The following is an 18,745-nucleotide window of genomic DNA, read 5'->3' as shown; positions in this document are numbered from 1 at the left end:
GAAACTATGTGCCAACGTGCGATCGCCAATATTGATATCAGCAAAGAGTATGACGAAAGCATGGGCAGTAACGATGTGCATTATCAGTCGTTTGCTCGTATGGCGGATTTCTTTGGTCGTGATATGCAGGCGCATCGCCACGACCAGTTTTTTCAAATGCACTTTCTTGATACCGGGCAGATTGAGCTACAGCTCGACGATCATCGCTATTCGGTGCAGGCGCCGCTATTTGTGCTTACGCCGCCCTCGGTGCCGCATGCTTTTATTACCGAATCGGATAGCGATGGCCATGTTCTGACGGTACGCGAAGAGCTGGTTTGGCCGCTGCTGGAAGTGCTTTATCCCGGCACCAGAGAGGCCTTTGGCCTGCCGGGAATCTGCCTGTCGCTGGCGGATAAACCCAACGAGCTGGCGGCGCTCAAACATTACTGGCAGCTAATTGAGCGGGAGTCCACGGAACAACTGGCTGGCTGCGAACATACCCTGGTGCTACTGGCGCAGGCGGTATTTACCTTGCTGTTGCGTAATGCGAAGCTGGACGATCACGCCGCAACCGGGATGCGCGGTGAACTGAAACTTTTTCAGCGCTTTACCCTGTTAATTGACAACCACTTCCATCAGCACTGGACGGTGCCCGATTATGCCTGCGAGTTGCATATTACCGAATCTCGTTTGACCGATATTTGCCGACGTTTTGCTAATCGCCCGCCTAAACGCCTGATTTTTGATCGGCAATTACGCGAGGCGAAACGACTGCTGCTTTTTTCCGACAATGCTGTCAACGAGATCGCCTGGCAATTAGGTTTTAAAGATCCGGCTTATTTCGCCCGTTTCTTTAATCGCCTTGCTGGCTGTTCTCCTTCGCAGTTTCGCCAACGTGAAGTTCCCTCTTTTCTCAACTAAGAAGAGTAAAAACATGATGAAAAAAAGCGTCGCTATGCTGGCGGTTTGTATGCTGGCGCAAAGCCACCTTGCCATTGCTGCCGGTACTCCTGCGCCTCAAGAGATCAACATTGTTTTACTGGGCACCAAAGGCGGGCCTTCTTTGCTCAATACAGCCAGACTACCGCAAGCGACGGCGCTCACTATCGGCGATAAAATATGGCTGATAGATGCCGGCTACGGTGCCAGTCTGCAACTGGTGAAAAACGGCATTCCACTGCGCAACATCAATACTATTTTGCTCACCCATCTGCACAGCGACCACATACTGGATTATCCTTCCTTGCTGATGAATGCCTGGGCAAGTGGTCTGAAAGACCATACCATACAGGTGTATGGCCCGCCGGGAACCCAGGCGATGACGAAGGCTAGCTGGAAGGTCTTTGACAGGGATATCACGCTACGCATGGAGGAAGAGGGGAAACCCGATCCGCGCAACCTGGTTAAGGCGACCGATATTGGCCAGGGCGTCATCTATAAAGATGAACTGGTCACAATAAGCGCGCTAAAAGTGCCTCATTCCCCTTTCCCGGACGGTGAAGCGTTTGCTTACCGTTTTGATACCCAGGGTAAGCGAATCGTCTTCTCTGGCGATACGTCCTGGTTTCCGCCGCTTGCAACGTTTGCTCAAGGGGCGGATATCCTGGTACATGAGGCGGTACATGTCCCTTCGGTAGCAAAACTGGCTAATAGTATTGGCAACGGAAAAACGCTGGCTGAAGCGATTGCGTCGCATCACACCACGATTGAAGATGTCGGTAAGATTGCTCGCGAGGCCCACGTGAAAAAACTGGTGTTAAGTCATCTGGTGCCTGCGACGGTTGCGGATGACGTCTGGCAACAGGAAGCCATGAAAAATTACCCGGGCCCTGTCATTGTCGGTCATGACAATATGACGATAAGCGTACCGTAAGTATCAGGGCAGGGGTAAACCCACGGGCTGACATGATGTCAGCCCGTTATGCTTTTGGCGATCAGCATGACGCGCAGAGCTTTTGTCTAAAACATTATTTTTTCTAAACACTACTTGCTGATTTTTATGCACAATAAAGGTAAGATGATTGCTCTGGTGAAATATCACGAAATAAGAATGTCACGGATGGAATTTATACAGTGTTAAAAGCAATGCGTTTCTTTGTCTGCCGGCCATCAGTAATATCCTCTGTACCGGCTCCTCATTGCCAAAGTGAAGGTTAGATTAAACGAATCAAAAAATATCCGAACTGTACAATTTTTATATCAAACATATTTAACTGCAAAATACTGCAAACGTGCGCGAATACACTTAATCAGTAGTATGGCTAATGCATACTTTATTTCCTAAACTTTCTTATTATCTATTTGAATATTTCTGGTTAAACCAAATGGACAAACGGATACCAGACACTCGAAAGGATAACTGCAGGCTTCTGGTTTAGGATTGCAGTTACCAGGACAGTGGCTATTTTCTTTAAGCGATTTCCATAGAACAGGATTAAACCTGGTAACGTTGTAAACAGTAACGGGATAAAGTTTATCGTTTATTAAGACCCCCTTATTAAAGGGGATGATAATGCTACCTGGAGGCATGTAAACATCTGCCTGATACCATAAGGTCAATCTAAGATTTTTTAGGCTATGTATGCATGAGAACGACACTCCGGTAGAGGGACTTATAACTGTATCAACGACCTTCCATTCCATTACAGAAACCTTTTAAGTGAAATAGTCAATGGTGTAAATTACATTTTCCGCAAGCCTATTCAGGATAGATGAAAATCTGAGAAACATAACTCGTTGAAAACGATCGTTTTTTATTGACCACTCTATTTATATTGATTTTTTAATAAGTTATTTATTTTATGCTCTTATTTTGTTTACATTCTATTACATTTTTGTATTTTATACGTGGTGTAAATATTGGGCGGTAGTGGATGTTATAACGCTCAATTATTAAACTGTAAGTGACTGTTGTATTTCTTATTTATAAATACCGTAACCTGTAAGCGTAGCGGTACATTTTACCCGGCATTGACAGGGAGAAGGTACGTATCAACCAGAGAGTACAAAACAGTGAAAGAATATATTCTTCAGGCAATAAATGATCGCTAACGTGTAAAAATAACCGACGTATCTAAAAAATGTGAACGTGTGGCTGGTCTTTATTTAAACGATGATCTTCGCAATGGCGCATTAATGGCTGACATTGGCGGTTCGTTGATCGGGTTGTGCGCGGTGAAAGGCTATATTTCTTCCGTTGGGGGAAGTATGTCAGAGGCATTCTGGTATTATACCGGGTGCATGTAAATCCGGGGTGGGCAGAAAGCCCACCCTCGGTTTATTGCCTTTATCGTGGATTAGGGATGCGAGATAAAGCGAGAAAGGCGTTGCAGCAGTAACCGGTTTTCTTCGCGCAGCCGTGAATTCTCTTCCAGCAGCGTTAACGCGACCGCGATCCCAGGCCAGTCGAGCGCCAGCTCCTCGCGTAAGCGTAGCGCGCGTTGTACCACGCTCGCTGCGCGATCGTCGAATTGCCAGTCGGCGTTATCGTCTTCGTAAGGCTCAATTACGCCAAGTCCGACGATTTCGTTTAGCTCCTCTTCCGTCACGCCGGTGTGCAAACAAAATTCGGTGATGGTAAAGGTGACAGTGATGTTAGCCATTATGCTTTCCCCCATTGCTGGCGTGGGTCAAAGGACGACTGCGCGTCCGCCAGTTGTTGCCACAGGGCAGCTGTTTTCTCGTCAGGTTTCGGCGGCATAACGATTTTGATGATGGCATAGAGATCGCCAGTGTGCTTTTTACTGGCTAATCCTTTTCCTTTGATACGCAGCCGCTGACCAGCCTGACTGCCGGGGGGAATGGTCAGCAAAATACGCTCTTTAAGCGTTGGCACAGACACCTTAGCGCCGAGCGCCGCCTCCCATGGGGCAAGCGGAAGGACGACTTCCAGATCCTGATTGACAATATCAAAGAGCGGATGCGGGGCAATATGGATAACGAGCCATAAATCGCCATTAGGTCCGCCGTTTTCCCCCGGCGTGCCCTGGCCTTTCAGTCTGATTCGTTGCCCGTTGCTGACGCCAGCCGGGATTTTCACATTCAATGTTTTGGGAATTTCCCGCTCCACCAGGCCGAACGCGTTATAAACGGGGACGGAATAGCTAATCGTACGCTGGTGCTCTTCCAGCGTTTCTTCCAGGAATACCGCCACTTCAATTTCGATATCATGACCGCGTGCGGCGTGGCGGTGGTGCGAATGGCGACCGTGCTGACCAAAAATAGACGAGAAAATATCATCAAAATCTTCAGCGTTATACGGCTGGCCTTCGTGTTGCTGGAACTGGCGATTAAATTGTGGATCGTTACGGTGTTGCCATAACTGGTCATACTCGGCGCGCCGTTGCTCATCACTCAGCACTTCCCATGCTTCAGCAACCTCTTTGAAACGGGCTTCGGCATCGGGTTCTTTGCTGACATCTGGATGGTACTTGCGGGCCAGTCGGCGATAGGCGGTCTTAATCGTCTTGAGATCGTCCGTCGGTTTCACGCCCATAATGGCGTAATAATCCTTAAGTTCCATAGCATCATCTCGCTAAATCAATACATACAGAAGGGACCCCAAAAAGGTTTCTCCACTAAGTGTAGGGTAAACCTGAAAAGTGCGTATGAAAACACCAGTTATATCATTAGTAAGAATAAATTACGTTGTTCGACTATCAGAAGGTTGCGCAGCGCGCCGACATAACTTTACAGGGGAAAGGTTGCCAAAACCGCGCCAGTGGCTAAGATAACTCGCGTTAAACAGTGAGGGCGCAATGGCGAAACAACAACGGATGGGCTGGTGGTTTCTTTGCCTTGCATGTGTCGTGGTAATGGTTTGTACCGCGCAACGCATGGCGGGCCTGCACGCCTTGCAGATGCAGGCGACGGCCTCTGCTGCGGTGGTCAGCGCTCCCTCCTCGACAGATGACGGCTCGCCGGTCACCCCCTGCGAATTAAGCGCCAAGTCGCTGCTGGCGGCGCCTCCGGTACTCTTTGAAGGCGCTATCCTTGCGCTTTGTCTACTGCTTTCCTTACTGGCGCCTGTCCGGGTCATGCGCCTGCCGTTTTCGCCTCCACGGGCTATTTCGCCGCCCACATTACGGGTACATCTACGATTTTGTGTCTTCCGTGAATGACAGACCGGTTATTGCTAACGGTTAATTACTCATTCACGGAGAAAAAATATGATGATTTTATTCAGGCGGATACTGTTCTGCCTGTTATGGCTTTGGCTGCCCGTCTCCTGGGCGGCGGAAAGCGGCTGGCTGCGTTCGCCCGATAACGACCATGCCAGCATACGGCTACGTGCCGATACGTCCGCTAACGGTGAGACCCGGCTGTTGCTGGACGTCAAACTGGAAAACGGCTGGAAAACCTACTGGCGCGCGCCGGGGGAAGGGGGCGTGGCGCCCTCTATCGCCTGGAAAGGCGACATGCCTGAGGTAAGCTGGTTCTGGCCAACCCCCTCGCGCTTTGATGTGGCGAATATCACCACCCAGGGATATCACGACGAGGTGACCTTTCCGATGATCGTGCGCGGTACGCCGCCGGCAACCTTGCGCGGCGTGTTGACGTTATCAACCTGCAGCAATGTTTGTCTGTTGACCGATTACCCCTTTTCCGTGACGCCCACTGTGCAGAATGCCGATTTTGCCCATGACTATGCGCGGGCGATGGGTAAAGTTCCGCTCCGCAGTGGACTAACGGACTCGCTTGACGTCGGCTATCGCCCGGGAGAACTGGTGGTCACTGCTACGCGAGCGGCGGGCTGGTCATCGCCCGGGCTCTATCTTGACACCGTAGATGACGTCGATTTTGCGAAGCCTCGCCTGCGCGTAGAGGGCGACAGGTTACAGGTGACGGTGCCGGTGACGGACAGTTGGGGCGAAAAGGCGCCCGATTTGCGCAACAAATCGCTGACCCTCGTGTTAGCCGATGGCGCTATCGCCCAGGAGAGTACGCAAACCATTGGCGCTGCGCCAGCGCAAACGCCGGACAATGCGGCGCTACCTTTCTGGCAAGTTGTAATGATGGCGCTGATCGGCGGACTGATTCTTAATTTAATGCCCTGCGTACTGCCGGTTCTGGGCATGAAACTTGGCTCTATTTTATTGGTAGAGGAAAAAAGCCGCTCTCACATCAGGCGACAATTTTTGGCTTCGGTCGCCGGTATCATTGCGTCATTTATGGCGCTGGCGGCGTTTATGACCCTCCTTCGCCTGTCAAACCATGCGCTGGCCTGGGGAGTCCAGTTCCAGAATGCATGGTTTATTGGTTTTATGGCGTTGGTGATGTTGTTGTTTAGCGCCAGCCTGTTCGGGCTTTTTGAGTTCAGGCTTCCCTCATCTATGACCACGAAACTGGCCACTTACGGCGGTAACGGTATGTCGGGACATTTCTGGCAGGGGGCATTCGCCACGCTGCTGGCGACGCCTTGTAGCGCGCCGTTTCTGGGCACGGCGGTCGCCGTGGCGCTCACGGCGTCGTTGCCGACGCTGTGGGGGCTGTTCCTTGCGCTAGGCCTGGGGATGAGCGCGCCGTGGCTACTGGTCGCGATACGACCAGGGCTTGCGCTACGTTTACCGCGCCCCGGGCGCTGGATGAATGTCCTGCGCAGGATCCTCGGTCTGATGATGCTGGGGTCGGCTATCTGGCTGGCGACGTTACTCCTGCCGCATTTCGGCTTCACTGCGTCAAAGAGCGCGCAAGACACGGTTCAGTGGCAACCGTTGAGTGAACAGGCAATCCAGTCGGCGCTGGCGCAGCATAAGCGGGTATTTGTCGATGTCACTGCGGACTGGTGTATTACCTGTAAAGTGAATAAATACAACGTCCTGCAAAAAGAGGATGTACAGGCTGCCTTGCAACAGCCGGATGTTGTGGCGCTGCGGGGAGACTGGACGCTGCCGTCCGATGCCATTACAGATTTTCTGAAAACGCGTGGTCAGGTCGCCGTGCCGTTTAATCAGGTATATGGCCCCGGCTTGCCGGAAGGGGAGGCATTGCCCACTTTGCTGACCCGCGATGCGGTATTACAAATGTTGAAAAAAGCGAAAGGAATAACCCAATGAAATACATGATTGTTTTGCTGCTGGCGCTGTTTTCGACGCTGAGCATCGCGCAAGAAACCGCTCCTTTTACGCCGGATCAGGAAAAGCAGATTGAAAATCTGATCCATGCGGCGTTGTTTAACGATCCTGCCAGCCCGCGGATAGGCGCTAAACACCCTAAGCTGACGCTGGTGAACTTTACGGATTACAACTGCCCGTACTGCAAACAGCTCGATCCGATGCTGGAAAAGATTGTGCAGAAATATCCTGACGTTGCGGTCATTATTAAACCGCTGCCATTTAAAGGAGAGAGTTCCATACTGGCGGCGCGTATTGCGCTGACCACCTGGCGCGAGCATCCGCAACAGTTCCTCGCGCTACATGAAAAACTCATGCAAAAGCGCGGTTACCATACGGATGACAGTATTAAACAGGCCCAGCAGAAAGCAGGGGCTACGCCAGTGACTCTGGATGAAAAAAGCATGGAAACGATACGCACTAATTTGCAGTTGGCAAGGCTGGTCGGCGTGCAAGGAACGCCAGCGACGATCATTGGCGACGAGCTGATTCCGGGCGCGGTGCCCTGGGATACGCTGGAAGCGGTGGTGAAAGAAAAACTGGCGGCTGCCAATGGCGGGTAAACTGCGGCGTTGGCTGCGTGAAGCCGCGGTTTTTCTGGCGCTCCTCATCGCGATAATGGTGGTCATGGACGTCTGGCGCGCGCCGCAGGCGCCTCCGGCGTTTGCCGCGACACCGTTACATACGCTGACGGGAGAGTCGACAACTCTGGCGACCTTGAGCGAGGAACGCCCCGTACTGCTCTATTTTTGGGCCAGCTGGTGCGGGGTATGCCGCTTTACTACGCCTGCGGTCGCTCGCCTGGCGGTGGAAGGGGAAAACGTCATGACCGTTGCGCTCCGCTCCGGCGATGACGCTGAGGTTGCCCGCTGGCTGGCGCGCAAGGGCGTTGACTTCCCGGTCGTCAATGATGCTAACGGCGCCTTATCCGCTGGCTGGGAAATCAGCGTGACGCCAACGCTGGTGGTGGTTTCACAAGGTCGGGTTGTGTTCACCACCAGCGGCTGGACCAGCTATTGGGGCATGAAGCTTCGGCTGTGGTGGGCAAAAACGTTCTGAATATGCGCCGGGGTTTCCCGGCGCTAACGCGTTTACTGTAAGAAAAACCCCCGTTTTGCGAAATCGTTCCCGGAAAAATGATCCATTTCTGTCACACTCAGAACGATTTGATAACAACAAGAGGTCATAGGGATGAAAAAATCATTACTCGCTGTTGCTGTGGCAGGGGCTGTTTTGTTGTCATCCGCCGTACAGGCGCAGACAACGCCGGAGGGTTATCAATTACAACAGGTGCTGATGATGAGCCGCCATAATCTGCGGGCGCCGCTGGCGAATAATGGCAGCGTACTGGCGCAGTCGACGCCGAACGCCTGGCCGGCGTGGGACGTTCCCGGCGGGGAACTGACGACGAAAGGCGGCGTGCTGGAAGTCTATATGGGACACTACACACGTGAATGGCTGGTCGCGCAGGGGCTGATACCGTCGGGAGAATGTCCGGCGCCCGACACGGTATATGCCTATGCGAATAGTTTGCAGCGCACCGTCGCCACCGCGCAATTTTTCATTACCGGCGCTTTCCCCGGCTGTGATATTCCTGTTCATCATCAGGAAAAAATGGGCACTATGGACCCTACCTTCAATCCGGTAATTACCGATGATTCCGCCGCGTTCCGGCAACAGGCCGTACAGGCGATGGAAAAGGCGCGTAGTCAGCTACATCTTGATGAGAGTTATAAACTGCTTGAGCAGATAACGCATTATCAGGACTCGCCGTCCTGCAAAGAGAAGCATCAGTGTTCGCTAATCGACGCGAAAGATACCTTCAGCGCGAACTATCAGCAAGAGCCTGGCGTGCAGGGGCCGCTTAAAGTAGGGAACTCGCTGGTGGATGCGTTTACCCTGCAATATTACGAAGGGTTTCCGATGGATCAGGTCGCCTGGGGCAAGATTAACACCGATCGGCAGTGGAAGGTGCTGTCAAAACTGAAAAACGGCTACCAGGACAGCCTGTTTACCTCACCTACGGTGGCGCGCAATGTCGCTGCGCCGCTGGTGAAATATATCGATAAGGTGCTGGTTGCCGATCGCGTTAGCGCGCCGAAGGTTACCGTGCTGGTGGGGCATGATTCCAATATCGCGTCGCTGCTGACGGCGTTGGATTTTAAACCCTATCAGCTCCATGACCAGTATGAGAGAACGCCGATTGGCGGTCAGCTTGTCTTCCAACGCTGGCATGACGGCAACGCTAACCGGGATTTGATGAAAATTGAGTATGTCTACCAGAGCGCCCGGCAGTTACGTAACGCGGAAGCATTAACGCTTAAATCGCCCGCGCAAAGGGTAACCCTGGAACTGAAAGGATGTCCGGTGGATGCGAACGGCTTCTGTCCGCTGGATAAGTTTGATAACGTAATGAACACTGCCGCAAAATAGCCGTATGCCCCCGCGCAGGCGGGGGCGTTTGTGTTATACGTTTTTACGTTCGATGATTTGTTCGCCCCAGAAGAGCGAGTCTTTGTCCGTTTTCTCAAAGGCTTTGATCAGCACCTCATCGCTACCTTCTTCCCATATTTTTTCTGCCAGTTTCTCGTCATAGTGAGCGACTTCAAAAATGGCTTCGGCAATTTCCGGCGACGTATTACGCAGGCTTGCCCATTCGCCGACGCGGTGCGCTTTTGCTTCTTGAGTTGGCATTCGAATCCTCCTGTTGAAGATTAGCCGTTGAGTTTGACTGCCAGACCGGCGACGTATTCCCCCTGATAGCGAGCGATAGAGAGTTCCTCCTGGCTTGGTTGACGTGAACCGTCGCCTCCGGCGATAGTCGTTGCGCCGTAAGGCGTGCCGCCGCGAACCTGGGAGACGTCAAAGAGTTCCTGTGCGGCATAGCCTATCGGGACAATCACCATCCCATGATGGGCAAGCGTAGTCCAGGTCGAGGTGATGGTCTGCTCCTGGCCGCCGCCCGTTCCGGTAGAACTGAACACGCTGCCGAGCTTGCCGTATAGCGCGCCGGATGCCCACAGTCCGCCGGTTTGGTCCAGGAAGGTACGCATCTGGCCTGACATATTGCCAAACCGGGTTGGCGTACCAAAAATAATGGCATCGTAATCCGCCAGCTCCTGTGGGGTGGCAACCGGTGCGTTTTGTGTTTTACCGCCAGCTTTTGCGAAGATTTCAGGCGGCATTGTTTCTGGCACACGCTTTATAATGACCTCTGCGCCGTCGACTTTCTTTGCCCCTTCCGCCACCGCATGCGCCATGGTTTCAATGTGTCCGTACATGGAATAATAGAGCACCAGAATCTTTGCCATTTGTACTACTCCTCAGATTAATCAGGTGTGTAGCGATTCGCTACGTCTATTTAAAGATATGCCCTCCTGTGAAGAGTGCAAATTTCAGCGCCATTTCTTTGATTTATAACAATAATTAATTTGGCGACCTTTGTTGCAAAATGATACATTTTTAAGCGCTTTGATTTTTCTAAATATAAGAATAACTTATTTATTTCTTATGGTTATTATTCTGCGTATTCGGCTTCCGATGTTGCAGAATATTTCGGTAAGCGGCCTACCACGGCGTTTTTCACTATGCTTAATGTTACGCGGCGTTACTGATGATATCGTTCATACGCTGCGCGAGGAGATACTCCTCATTACCTATGCAATATGATGTCTAATCTATGACGGAGGTCAGTAATGGCAAACCATCGTGGCGGTTCCGGTAATTTTGCGGAAGACCGCGAAAGAGCATCAGAAGCAGGTCGTAAAGGTGGCCAGCACAGCGGGGGCAATTTTAAGAATGACCCGCAGCGCGCATCCGAAGCAGGCAAAAAAGGGGGCAAAAGCAGTAACCGTAATAGCTAGCCTGCGTCACAACAGCAAGACGCTGAGCATTTTGCGCTAAAAAGCGTCATGCGCCACCGCCGCCGGATTTCCGGCGGTTTTTTTGTTTATAAGCCGGATTTGGTATGCTTGCGTCCTGACAAAAAGGAGAGGGCGCATGTCGCAACGCACAGAGAAAAAAATCGGGAAACGCTCGCAGGCCACCGGTGCAAAACGGCAGCTTATCTTAACCGCCGCGCTTGCTGTTTTTTCCCAGTATGGCATTCATGGCGCGCGTCTTGAGCAGGTCGCCGAGCGGGCAGGCGTCTCCAAAACCAATCTGCTTTATTATTATCCCTCGAAAGAGGCGCTGTATGTCGCGGTAATGCGACAGATCCTGGATGTCTGGCTGGCGCCGCTCAAGGCGTTTCGCGCAGAATTTTCCCCTCTGGAGGCCATCAAAGAGTATATCCGTCTCAAGCTGGAGGTTTCGCGTGATTATCCGCAGGCGTCGCGGCTCTTCTGCATGGAGATGCTGGCGGGCGCGCCGCTCTTAATGGAGGAACTGACCGGCGATCTAAAAGCGTTGATAGATGAAAAATCCGCGCTGATTGCCGGATGGGTGCACAGCGGGAAACTGGCGCCCGTCTCCCCGCACCATTTGATCTTCATGATTTGGGCCGCCACGCAACATTACGCCGATTTTGCCCCTCAGGTTGAGGCGGTAACCGGCGCGACGCTTCGCGATGAAGCCTTTTTTAACCAAACGGTCGAAAGCGTTCAGCGCATTATTATTGAAGGGATTCGCGTGCGTTAACCGGCTGGCGGCAGTGGGCAGCTCAAATCACCCTCTTCACATTGCAGCAGCGAGGCTAAAAACGCTTCGCGTTCGTTCGTTTTATCGGTCAGGCACTGGCTGGCGATCATGGGTTGCACGCTGCCGCCCTCCGTACCTGAGCGAATCAGAGCGCAATCGGCGTCCCGCAGTGCAATCCATGCCACCTGCGCTTTTTGCAACAGCTCGCGCTGCGGCGGTTGCGCACGCTTAATCGCGCTTTGATAGGTTTCGTTCAGCTTTTTATCTGCCGCCTGGTATTGCGCGGCGGCGCAGCGATTCATTTCCAGCTGCGTACTGGCGCTGGCACACTCATCGGCCAACGCCTGACTGCTGAACAACAACGCCGCGCAGGTAAGGAAAATTCGTTTCATACGCTCCTCTGACGCGAGTAAAAAGGCTCCATTGACGGAGCCTTAATTAACCACAGTATTAGCCAATTGTCATCAGGCTGGCATTACCGCCAGCGGCGGCAGTGTTTACGCTCAGCGAACGTTCAATATAGAGCCGTTCCAGCAGTATATTGCTTTCGCCGCGGGCGAACCCCTGTACCGACACTATCGCGCCTTCGCGGGCGGCGACGGCTTCGCACACGGTTCGCAGCTTGTCGGAGTCGCCGTGGAAAATCACCGCGTCAAACGGCTGCGCCATCAGCGTTTCCGCTTTCGCAAACTGGACACGCGCCGCAACGGCGGCGGGGAGACGCTTCGCCAGATCGCGGTGGAAGGCGTCGTCTGACCATAGCGCCTGACTGCCGACGGCGAGAACGGCGGCAAGCTGCGTCAACGCGTCATGTTCGTCATCAGCCAGGCATAATACCCGTTCACGCGGCAACAGCGTCCAGGTATTGCGCTCGCCGGTCGGCCCCGGTAGCAGGCGCTGCGTGCCGGCCTGCGCCAGATCGGCGAATTGTCGGCAGAGCGTCTGTAGCGCCGGGCGATCCGCCGCCCATTGCGTCAGGGCGGTCAACGGCGCGAGTAGCGTGGTTTTAAGCTGCGCATCTACCGGGTAACGCGCATCCTGACGAGTCAGCGTCGTATTGAGCGCATTGGGCGGGCGGTGTGCCAGCAGGCGGTAGAGATAGAGCGGCCCTCCCGCTTTTGGCCCGGTGCCGGACAGGCCTTCGCCGCCAAACGGCTGGACGCCGACGACCGCGCCCACCATATTACGGTTAACGTACAGGTTGCCGACATGGGCGGAACCGGTGACTTGCGCAATGGTTTCATCAATACGGGTATGTACGCCCAGCGTTAGCCCGTAGCCGGAAGCGTTAATCTGTTCGATAAGCTCCGCCAGTTGGTTACGGTTATAACGCACGACGTGCAGCACGGGCCCGAAGACCTCTTTTTCCAGTTCTGCGAAGTTTTCCAGCTCAATAAGCGTGGGCATAACAAACGTACCGGTCTGCCATTCCTGCGCGTCATCGCTGTTTTCACGCGCGGCCTGGAAAACCGGGCGGCCTTTGGCGCGCATCGTCTGGATATGACGCTCAATGTTGGCTTTGGCCTCGCTATCGATCACCGGCCCGATATCGGTCGTCAGACGGCCTGGATTCCCCATCCGACACTCCGCCATCGCGCCGCGTAACATTTTCAGCGTATGTTCGGCGATATCGTCCTGCAAACACAGCACGCGGAGCGCGGAACAGCGTTGTCCGGCGCTGTCGAAAGCGGAAGCCAGCACATCCACGACCACCTGCTCGGTGAGCGCGGAAGAGTCGACAATCATAGCGTTCATACCGCCGGTTTCCGCAATCAACGGAATAGGGCGGCCCTGGGCGTCAAGACGTGTGGCAATGTTGCGCTGCAACAACGTCGCGACCTCCGTGGAACCGGTAAACATCACGCCGCGTACACGCGCATCGGCGGTAAGCTGGGCGCCGACGGTTTCTCCCCGTCCCGGCAACAGTTGCACGACGCCCGGCGGTACGCCCGCTTCCAGCAAAATGGCAATGCCCTGGGCGGCAATCAGCGATGTCTGCTCGGCCGGTTTCGCCAGAACGCTGTTGCCTGCCGCCAGCGCGGCGGCGATTTGGCCGGTGAAAATGGCCAGCGGGAAGTTCCACGGACTGATACAGACCACCGGCCCTAACGGGCGATGCGTTTCGTTATCGAAATCGTCACGCACTTGACCGGCATAATAATGGAGGAAGTCTACCGCTTCGCGCACTTCGGCAATGGCGTTGCTGAACGTTTTCCCCGCTTCACGCACCAACAGGCCAATCAACTGCTGCATTTGGTCTTCCATCAATACCGCCGCCCGCTGCAAAATGGCGGCGCGTTCTTGCGGCGGCGTCGCAAACCAAACCGGCGCCTGATTGACCGCGTTTTGCAATGCCTGTTCAACCTCGCTTTCTGTCGCTTCGCGTCCCCAGCCGACAATATCTTTCGGTTCCGCCGGGTTGATAATCGGCGTCATCTCACCGTCGGCCACCGGTTGTTCCAGCACAGGTTTGGCCTGCCATTTCTGCATGGCGTTGCTTAACAGGGCAGAAGAAAGCGAGGCGAGGCGATGTTCATTCGCTAAATCAAGTCCGGCGGAGTTTATCCGACCTTCGCCGTACAGATCGCGCGGCAGCGGAATTTTCGGATGCGGTATGCCAGCCTGACCTTCCTGCTGCGCCAGTTTTTCCACGGCCTCGACCGGGTCGGCCACCAGTTCATCGAGCGGTAGGGTGGCATCGGCGATGCGGTTGACAAAAGAGGTGTTGGCGCCGTTTTCCAGCAGGCGTCGTACCAGATAGGCCAGCAGGGTTTCGTGTGTTCCCACCGGCGCGTAAATACGGCAGGGACGGTTAAGTTTTCCGTCCGCTACTTTACCGGTGACCTGTTCATACAGCGGTTCGCCCATGCCGTGCAGGCACTGGAATTCGTACTGACCCGGATAGTAATTTTGCCCGGCCAGATGATAAATCGCTGCCAGTGTGTGTGCGTTATGGGTCGCGAACTGCGGGTAGATCAGATTAGGAACGGCGAGCAGTTTTTTCGCGCAGGCCAGATAAGAGACATCGGTATACACTTTGCGGGTATAAACCGGATAGCCTTCCAGCCCTTCCATTTGCGCGCGTTTGATCTCGCTATCCCAGTAGGCGCCTTTCACCAGACGAATCATCAGCCGACGGCGGCTACGGGAGGCCAGATCGACTAAATAATCAATGACCAGCGGGCAGCGTTTTTGGTAAGCCTGGATCACAAAGCCAATGCCGTTCCAGCCTGCGAGTTCGGGTTCGAAGCAGAGTTTTTCCAGCAGATCGAGCGAGATCTCCAGACGATCCGCCTCTTCGGCGTCGATATTGAGACCGATATCATACTGGCGCGCCAGCAGCGTCAGGGATTTCAGGCGCGGATAAAGCTCCTCCATTACCCGATCGTATTGCGCGCGACTATAGCGTGGATGCAGGGCGGACAGCTTAATCGAGATGCCTGGCCCTTCGTAAATACCGCGACCGTTAGACGCTTTGCCGATGGCATGAATCGCTTGCTGGTAAGAAACCATATAGGCCTGCGCATCGGCGGCGGTTAACGCGGCTTCGCCCAGCATATCGTAAGAATAGCGGAACCCTTTCTCTTCCAGTTTTCGGGCATTCGCCAGCGCCTGAGCAATGGTTTCGCCAGTCACGAACTGCTCGCCCATTAAACGCATCGCCATGTCGACGCCTTTGCGGATTAACGGCTCGCCGCTCTTGCCGATAATGCGGTTCAGCGAGCGCGAAAGATTGGCTTCGTTATGCGTTGAGACCAGTCGGCCGGTAAAGAGCAGCCCCCAGGTGGCGGCGTTTACAAACAGCGACGGGCTACGGCCAATATGCGACTGCCAGTTGCCATTACTGATTTTGTCGCGAATTAACGCATCGCGCGTAGCTTTGTCGGGAATACGCAGCAGCGCTTCCGCCAGACACATCAGCGCAACGCCTTCTTGCGAAGAGAGGGAAAACTCCTGCAACAGGCCTTGTACCATACCCGCGCGACCGCTGGCGGATTTTTGATTGCGCAATTTCTCCGCCAGTTGATACGCCAGTTTATGCGCCTGCTCAGCGACAGGCGGCGACAGGCGCGCCTGTTCCATTAGCATTGACACCGCATCGGTTTCCGGGCGGCGCCAGGCGGCGGTGATGGCGGCGCGAGAGACGGATTGGGGAAGAATCTGTTCGGCAAACTCCAGAAAGGGCTGATGCGGCTCATCCTGCGGCGCGACCGGCTCCTCGCTTTCATTTGCCGCGCCGGCAAACAGCGCAGGTAGCTCCGGTAGCGTATCGCTATTTTCCAGCTTGTCCAGATAGCTAAAGATTGCCTGTTTTATTAACCAGTGCGGCGTGCGATCGATACGCGACGCGGCCATTTTGATCCGTTCGCGCGTGGCGTCGTCCAGCTTAACCCCCATCGTGGTGGTTCCCATACCCTCTACTCCTGTTATTCGCTCTATCTGCTAACCAATAGTTAGCGGAAAATATCCACTATGTTGCAACTTTGTGCAACCGCGTTAAATGTGACCTGCGTTGCAAGCTTAAAAATGAATAAATTGTTAAAAAAAGAAAGAGGGAGTCTGACGGGGAAAACCATCTGGATTTATTTTCTCTGCGGTAGTTAACACTTTTAAAAGGTGCAACCGCAAAAAATGTGAGAGAGTGCAACCTGGAGAAAAATAGTATCCCTCTGCAATCAAATTTGATGTAAATGGTGTGTTAAATCGATTGTGAATAACCACCGCTTCCGGCAGGATACGGTCGCCCTGGTAAACATAACACCCTTGCCACGTTCCGGCAGGGTACAAAACGGCACGCTACGGTAGTGCCAATAAATAAATTTGGAGAACCTTGATGGCTATTAGCACACCGATGTTGGTGACATTCTGTGTCTATATTTTTGGCATGATATTGATTGGGTTTATCGCCTGGCGCTCAACCAAAAACTTTGATGACTATATTCTTGGCGGTCGCAGCCTGGGGCCGTTTGTTACGGCTTTATCAGCCGGCGCGTCGGATATGAGCGGCTGGCTGTTAATGGGGCTGCCTGGCGCTATCTTTCTGTCGGGGATCTCTGAAAGCTGGATCGCCATTGGCCTGACGTTAGGCGCATGGATTAACTGGAAGCTGGTGGCCGGGCGCCTGCGCGTGCATACCGAATTTAACAATAACGCGCTCACGCTGCCGGACTATTTTACCGGTCGGTTTGAGGATAAGAGCCGAGTCCTGCGTATTATTTCCGCGCTGGTCATTCTGCTGTTTTTCACTATCTATTGCGCATCAGGTATTGTCGCTGGGGCACGACTGTTCGAAAGCACCTTCGGTATGAGCTATGAAACCGCACTGTGGGCGGGGGCCGCGGCAACCATTATTTATACCTTTATCGGCGGGTTTCTTGCCGTTAGCTGGACGGATACCGTTCAGGCCAGCCTGATGATTTTTGCGTTAATCCTGACGCCGGTGATGGTTATTGTCGGCGTAGGCGGTTTTAGCGAGTCGCTGGAAGTGATCAAGCAAAAGAGCATCGAGAATGTCGACATGCTCAAGGGGCTGAATTTTGTCGCTATTATTTCTCTGATGGGCTGGGGACTGGGTTACTTCGGTCAGCCGCATATCCTGGCGCGCTTTATGGCGGCGGATTCCCATCACAGTATTGTTCATGCGCGTCGTATCAGTATGACCTGGATGATTCTGTGTCTGGCGGGCGCGGTGGCGGTGGGCTTCTTTGGCATTGCGTACTTTAACAATAACCCCGCGCTGGCCGGGGCGGTGAACCAAAACTCAGAACGCGTATTTATTGAACTGGCGCAGATCCTGTTTAACCCGTGGATTGCCGGTGTTCTGCTGTCTGCTATCCTGGCGGCGGTGATGTCGACGTTGAGCTGTCAGTTGCTGGTATGCTCCAGCGCGATTACAGAAGATTTATATAAGGCTTTTCTGCGTAAAAGCGCCAGCCAGCAAGAGCTGGTATGGGTAGGGCGAGTGATGGTGCTGGTGGTAGCGCTGATCGCCATTGCGCTGGCGGCGAATCCTGATAACCGTGTGCTGGGGCTGGTGAGCTACGCCTGGGCTGGATTCGGCGCGGCATTTGGACCTGTTGTCCTGTTTTCTGTGATGTGGTCGCGTATGACACGTAACGGCGCGCTGGCGGGAATGATTATTGGCGCGGTGACGGTTATCGTCTGGAAACAATATGGCTGGCTGGATCTGTATGAGATTATCCCTGGCTTCATTTTCGGCAGCCTGGGGATCGTAATCTTTAGCCTGCTTGGCAAAGCGCCGACAGCAGCGATGCAGGAACGCTTTGCAAAAGCGGACGCGCATTATCATTCCGCGCCGCCGTCGAAGCTACAGGCGGAATAACCGACATGTCCGATAGCATTATTGCCATCGGACATATTTTACCAGGCGGCGTTATACGCCTGCCTGGTCCTCTGATAAGTCCCGGACCGATTGACTGAAGATGTTCAGGTAAATGAGGACGCTCTCTCAAACTATTTTTAGCCCTTGAGCGCCGTTAACGCCGGCGTAATACGTCTCGAGTAATCACTAACTGGCCATATGAAATCGCCTGTTAATGGTACCAACAGCCTTGACGCAATAGAGTAATGACAAAAATTAAAACGAGTCAGCGTTACTGGCGTAAGTATGCCGCACAAAATTTTGCATAAATAATGCCGTTTTAGCGATGGGAGAGAGGACACGTTAATTACTCCATTTTAACTTTTTATATTTTTAATATTCAATGGGTTATGGGTAGTTTCACCATTAATACCCGCAGTAGCTAATGATTATCTTTTTTAGTCTCCTGCCGATGAAATAATCGTGTAATCTTTCTGTAAGAGACTGACAATGACGCAATAATGTTTGGTTAATGCTTGGTGAATATATTGTTGCATTATTGATGTTTTGTGTTGTACTTAGTAGTAATAGCGGTAGTTCCCCGGCAGTGATGGTCACTCACTATGGAGATCGCGAATGGTAATGTCCGCACCAGGACACATTGTTTACAGTAGTTACAACACCCTGTACG

At 53.2% G+C, this 18,745-nt stretch carries 17 protein-coding genes; 10 read left to right on the top strand and 7 right to left on the bottom strand.

Annotated features, from left to right (window positions below; genetic code table 11):
• The first annotated feature begins 6 nt into the window (after positions 1-6).
• A complete protein-coding gene (hpaA, locus tag ABVN36_RS09705) occupies positions 7-903 on the top strand; it encodes a 4-hydroxyphenylacetate catabolism regulatory protein HpaA (RefSeq protein ID WP_000336602.1) in 897 nt (298 codons plus the stop codon).
• A 13-nt stretch (positions 904-916) separates the two neighbouring features.
• Entirely contained in the window at positions 917-1,855 is a 939-nt protein-coding gene (locus ABVN36_RS09700; protein WP_000976561.1) for an MBL fold metallo-hydrolase, read from the top strand.
• A gap of 407 nt (positions 1,856-2,262) precedes the next feature.
• On the opposite strand, the gene ABVN36_RS09695 is transcribed toward ABVN36_RS09700, so the two are convergent.
• From ABVN36_RS09695 to cbpA, 3 genes are all read right to left on the bottom strand, one after another.
• Positions 2,263-2,625, bottom strand: coding sequence for an anti-adapter protein IraM (locus tag ABVN36_RS09695; RefSeq protein WP_001537781.1), 363 nt, complete (start codon positions 2,623-2,625; stop codon positions 2,263-2,265).
• A 653-nt stretch (positions 2,626-3,278) separates the two neighbouring features.
• The gene (gene cbpM / locus ABVN36_RS09690) at positions 3,279-3,584 is read right to left on the bottom strand and encodes a chaperone modulator CbpM (RefSeq protein ID WP_001284251.1); all 306 of its coding nucleotides are present in this window, start codon (positions 3,582-3,584) and stop codon (positions 3,279-3,281) included.
• On the bottom strand, positions 3,584-4,504 hold the full coding sequence (gene cbpA / locus ABVN36_RS09685) for a curved DNA-binding protein (RefSeq protein WP_000420603.1): 921 nt from the start codon (positions 4,502-4,504) through the stop codon (positions 3,584-3,586). Before cbpA ends, cbpM begins: the two co-directional genes overlap by 1 nt.
• 235 nt (positions 4,505-4,739) lie before the next feature.
• On the opposite strand from cbpA, the gene ABVN36_RS09680 reads away from it, so the two are divergent.
• From ABVN36_RS09680 to agp, 5 genes are all read left to right on the top strand, one after another.
• Positions 4,740-5,102 (top strand): copper resistance protein, encoded by a 363-nt coding sequence (locus tag ABVN36_RS09680; RefSeq protein ID WP_001118902.1) that lies wholly within the window; start codon positions 4,740-4,742, stop codon positions 5,100-5,102.
• 48 nt (positions 5,103-5,150) lie between these two features.
• Positions 5,151-7,037: a protein-disulfide reductase DsbD gene (locus tag ABVN36_RS09675; protein WP_023138523.1), complete on the top strand. Its 1,887-nt coding sequence runs from the start codon at positions 5,151-5,153 to the stop codon at positions 7,035-7,037.
• Positions 7,034-7,657: a DsbA family protein gene (locus tag ABVN36_RS09670; protein WP_000876685.1), complete on the top strand. Its 624-nt coding sequence runs from the start codon at positions 7,034-7,036 to the stop codon at positions 7,655-7,657. The genes ABVN36_RS09675 and ABVN36_RS09670 overlap by 4 nt, the downstream gene beginning before the upstream one ends.
• The gene (locus ABVN36_RS09665; protein ID WP_023138522.1) at positions 7,647-8,153 is read left to right on the top strand and encodes a protein disulfide oxidoreductase; all 507 of its coding nucleotides are present in this window, start codon (positions 7,647-7,649) and stop codon (positions 8,151-8,153) included. The genes ABVN36_RS09670 and ABVN36_RS09665 overlap by 11 nt, the downstream gene beginning before the upstream one ends.
• 132 nt (positions 8,154-8,285) lie before the next feature.
• Positions 8,286-9,527, top strand: coding sequence for a bifunctional glucose-1-phosphatase/inositol phosphatase (gene agp, locus ABVN36_RS09660; RefSeq protein WP_000749194.1), 1,242 nt, complete (start codon positions 8,286-8,288; stop codon positions 9,525-9,527).
• A 33-nt stretch (positions 9,528-9,560) separates the two neighbouring features.
• Here the strand turns inward: agp and ABVN36_RS09655 are convergent, their stop codons facing one another.
• Both ABVN36_RS09655 and wrbA read right to left on the bottom strand, forming a co-directional pair.
• Positions 9,561-9,788 carry a YccJ family protein gene (locus ABVN36_RS09655; RefSeq protein WP_001143125.1) on the bottom strand — a complete coding sequence of 76 codons (228 nt, stop codon included), beginning with the start codon at positions 9,786-9,788 and terminating at the stop codon, positions 9,561-9,563.
• A 20-nt stretch (positions 9,789-9,808) separates the two neighbouring features.
• Complete coding sequence (wrbA, locus tag ABVN36_RS09650; RefSeq protein WP_001062898.1) at positions 9,809-10,405, bottom strand: NAD(P)H:quinone oxidoreductase; 597 nt, start codon at positions 10,403-10,405, stop codon at positions 9,809-9,811.
• A 384-nt stretch (positions 10,406-10,789) separates the two neighbouring features.
• Between wrbA and ABVN36_RS09645 the strand changes: the two genes are divergently transcribed.
• Both ABVN36_RS09645 and rutR read left to right on the top strand, forming a co-directional pair.
• Positions 10,790-10,957 (top strand): general stress protein, encoded by a 168-nt coding sequence (locus ABVN36_RS09645; RefSeq protein ID WP_001273663.1) that lies wholly within the window; start codon positions 10,790-10,792, stop codon positions 10,955-10,957.
• Between the two features lie 136 nt (positions 10,958-11,093).
• Positions 11,094-11,732: an HTH-type transcriptional regulator RutR gene (gene rutR, locus ABVN36_RS09640; RefSeq protein ID WP_000083128.1), complete on the top strand. Its 639-nt coding sequence runs from the start codon at positions 11,094-11,096 to the stop codon at positions 11,730-11,732.
• Here rutR and ABVN36_RS09635 read toward each other — a convergent pair.
• Both ABVN36_RS09635 and putA read right to left on the bottom strand, forming a co-directional pair.
• Positions 11,729-12,124 carry a lysozyme inhibitor LprI family protein gene (locus ABVN36_RS09635; protein WP_000821059.1) on the bottom strand — a complete coding sequence of 132 codons (396 nt, stop codon included), beginning with the start codon at positions 12,122-12,124 and terminating at the stop codon, positions 11,729-11,731. The genes rutR and ABVN36_RS09635 overlap by 4 nt on opposite strands.
• A 58-nt stretch (positions 12,125-12,182) precedes the next feature.
• Positions 12,183-16,145, bottom strand: a complete 3,963-nt coding sequence (gene putA / locus ABVN36_RS09630; RefSeq protein WP_023138521.1) for a trifunctional transcriptional regulator/proline dehydrogenase/L-glutamate gamma-semialdehyde dehydrogenase — start codon at positions 16,143-16,145, stop codon at positions 12,183-12,185.
• 421 nt (positions 16,146-16,566) lie between these two features.
• Here putA and putP point away from each other — a divergent pair, with 421 nt between their 5' ends.
• Complete coding sequence (gene putP / locus ABVN36_RS09625; protein ID WP_001018467.1) at positions 16,567-18,075, top strand: sodium/proline symporter PutP; 1,509 nt, start codon at positions 16,567-16,569, stop codon at positions 18,073-18,075.
• Positions 18,076-18,745: the final 670 nt, after the last annotated feature.

Source organism: Salmonella sp. SJTUF15581 (assembly GCF_043356775.1).
Taxonomy (GTDB): Bacteria; Pseudomonadota; Gammaproteobacteria; order Enterobacterales; family Enterobacteriaceae; genus Salmonella; species Salmonella enterica.
The sequence above is the reverse complement of the archived record's forward strand: the minus strand, read 5'-3'. Positions and strand labels throughout refer to the sequence as shown.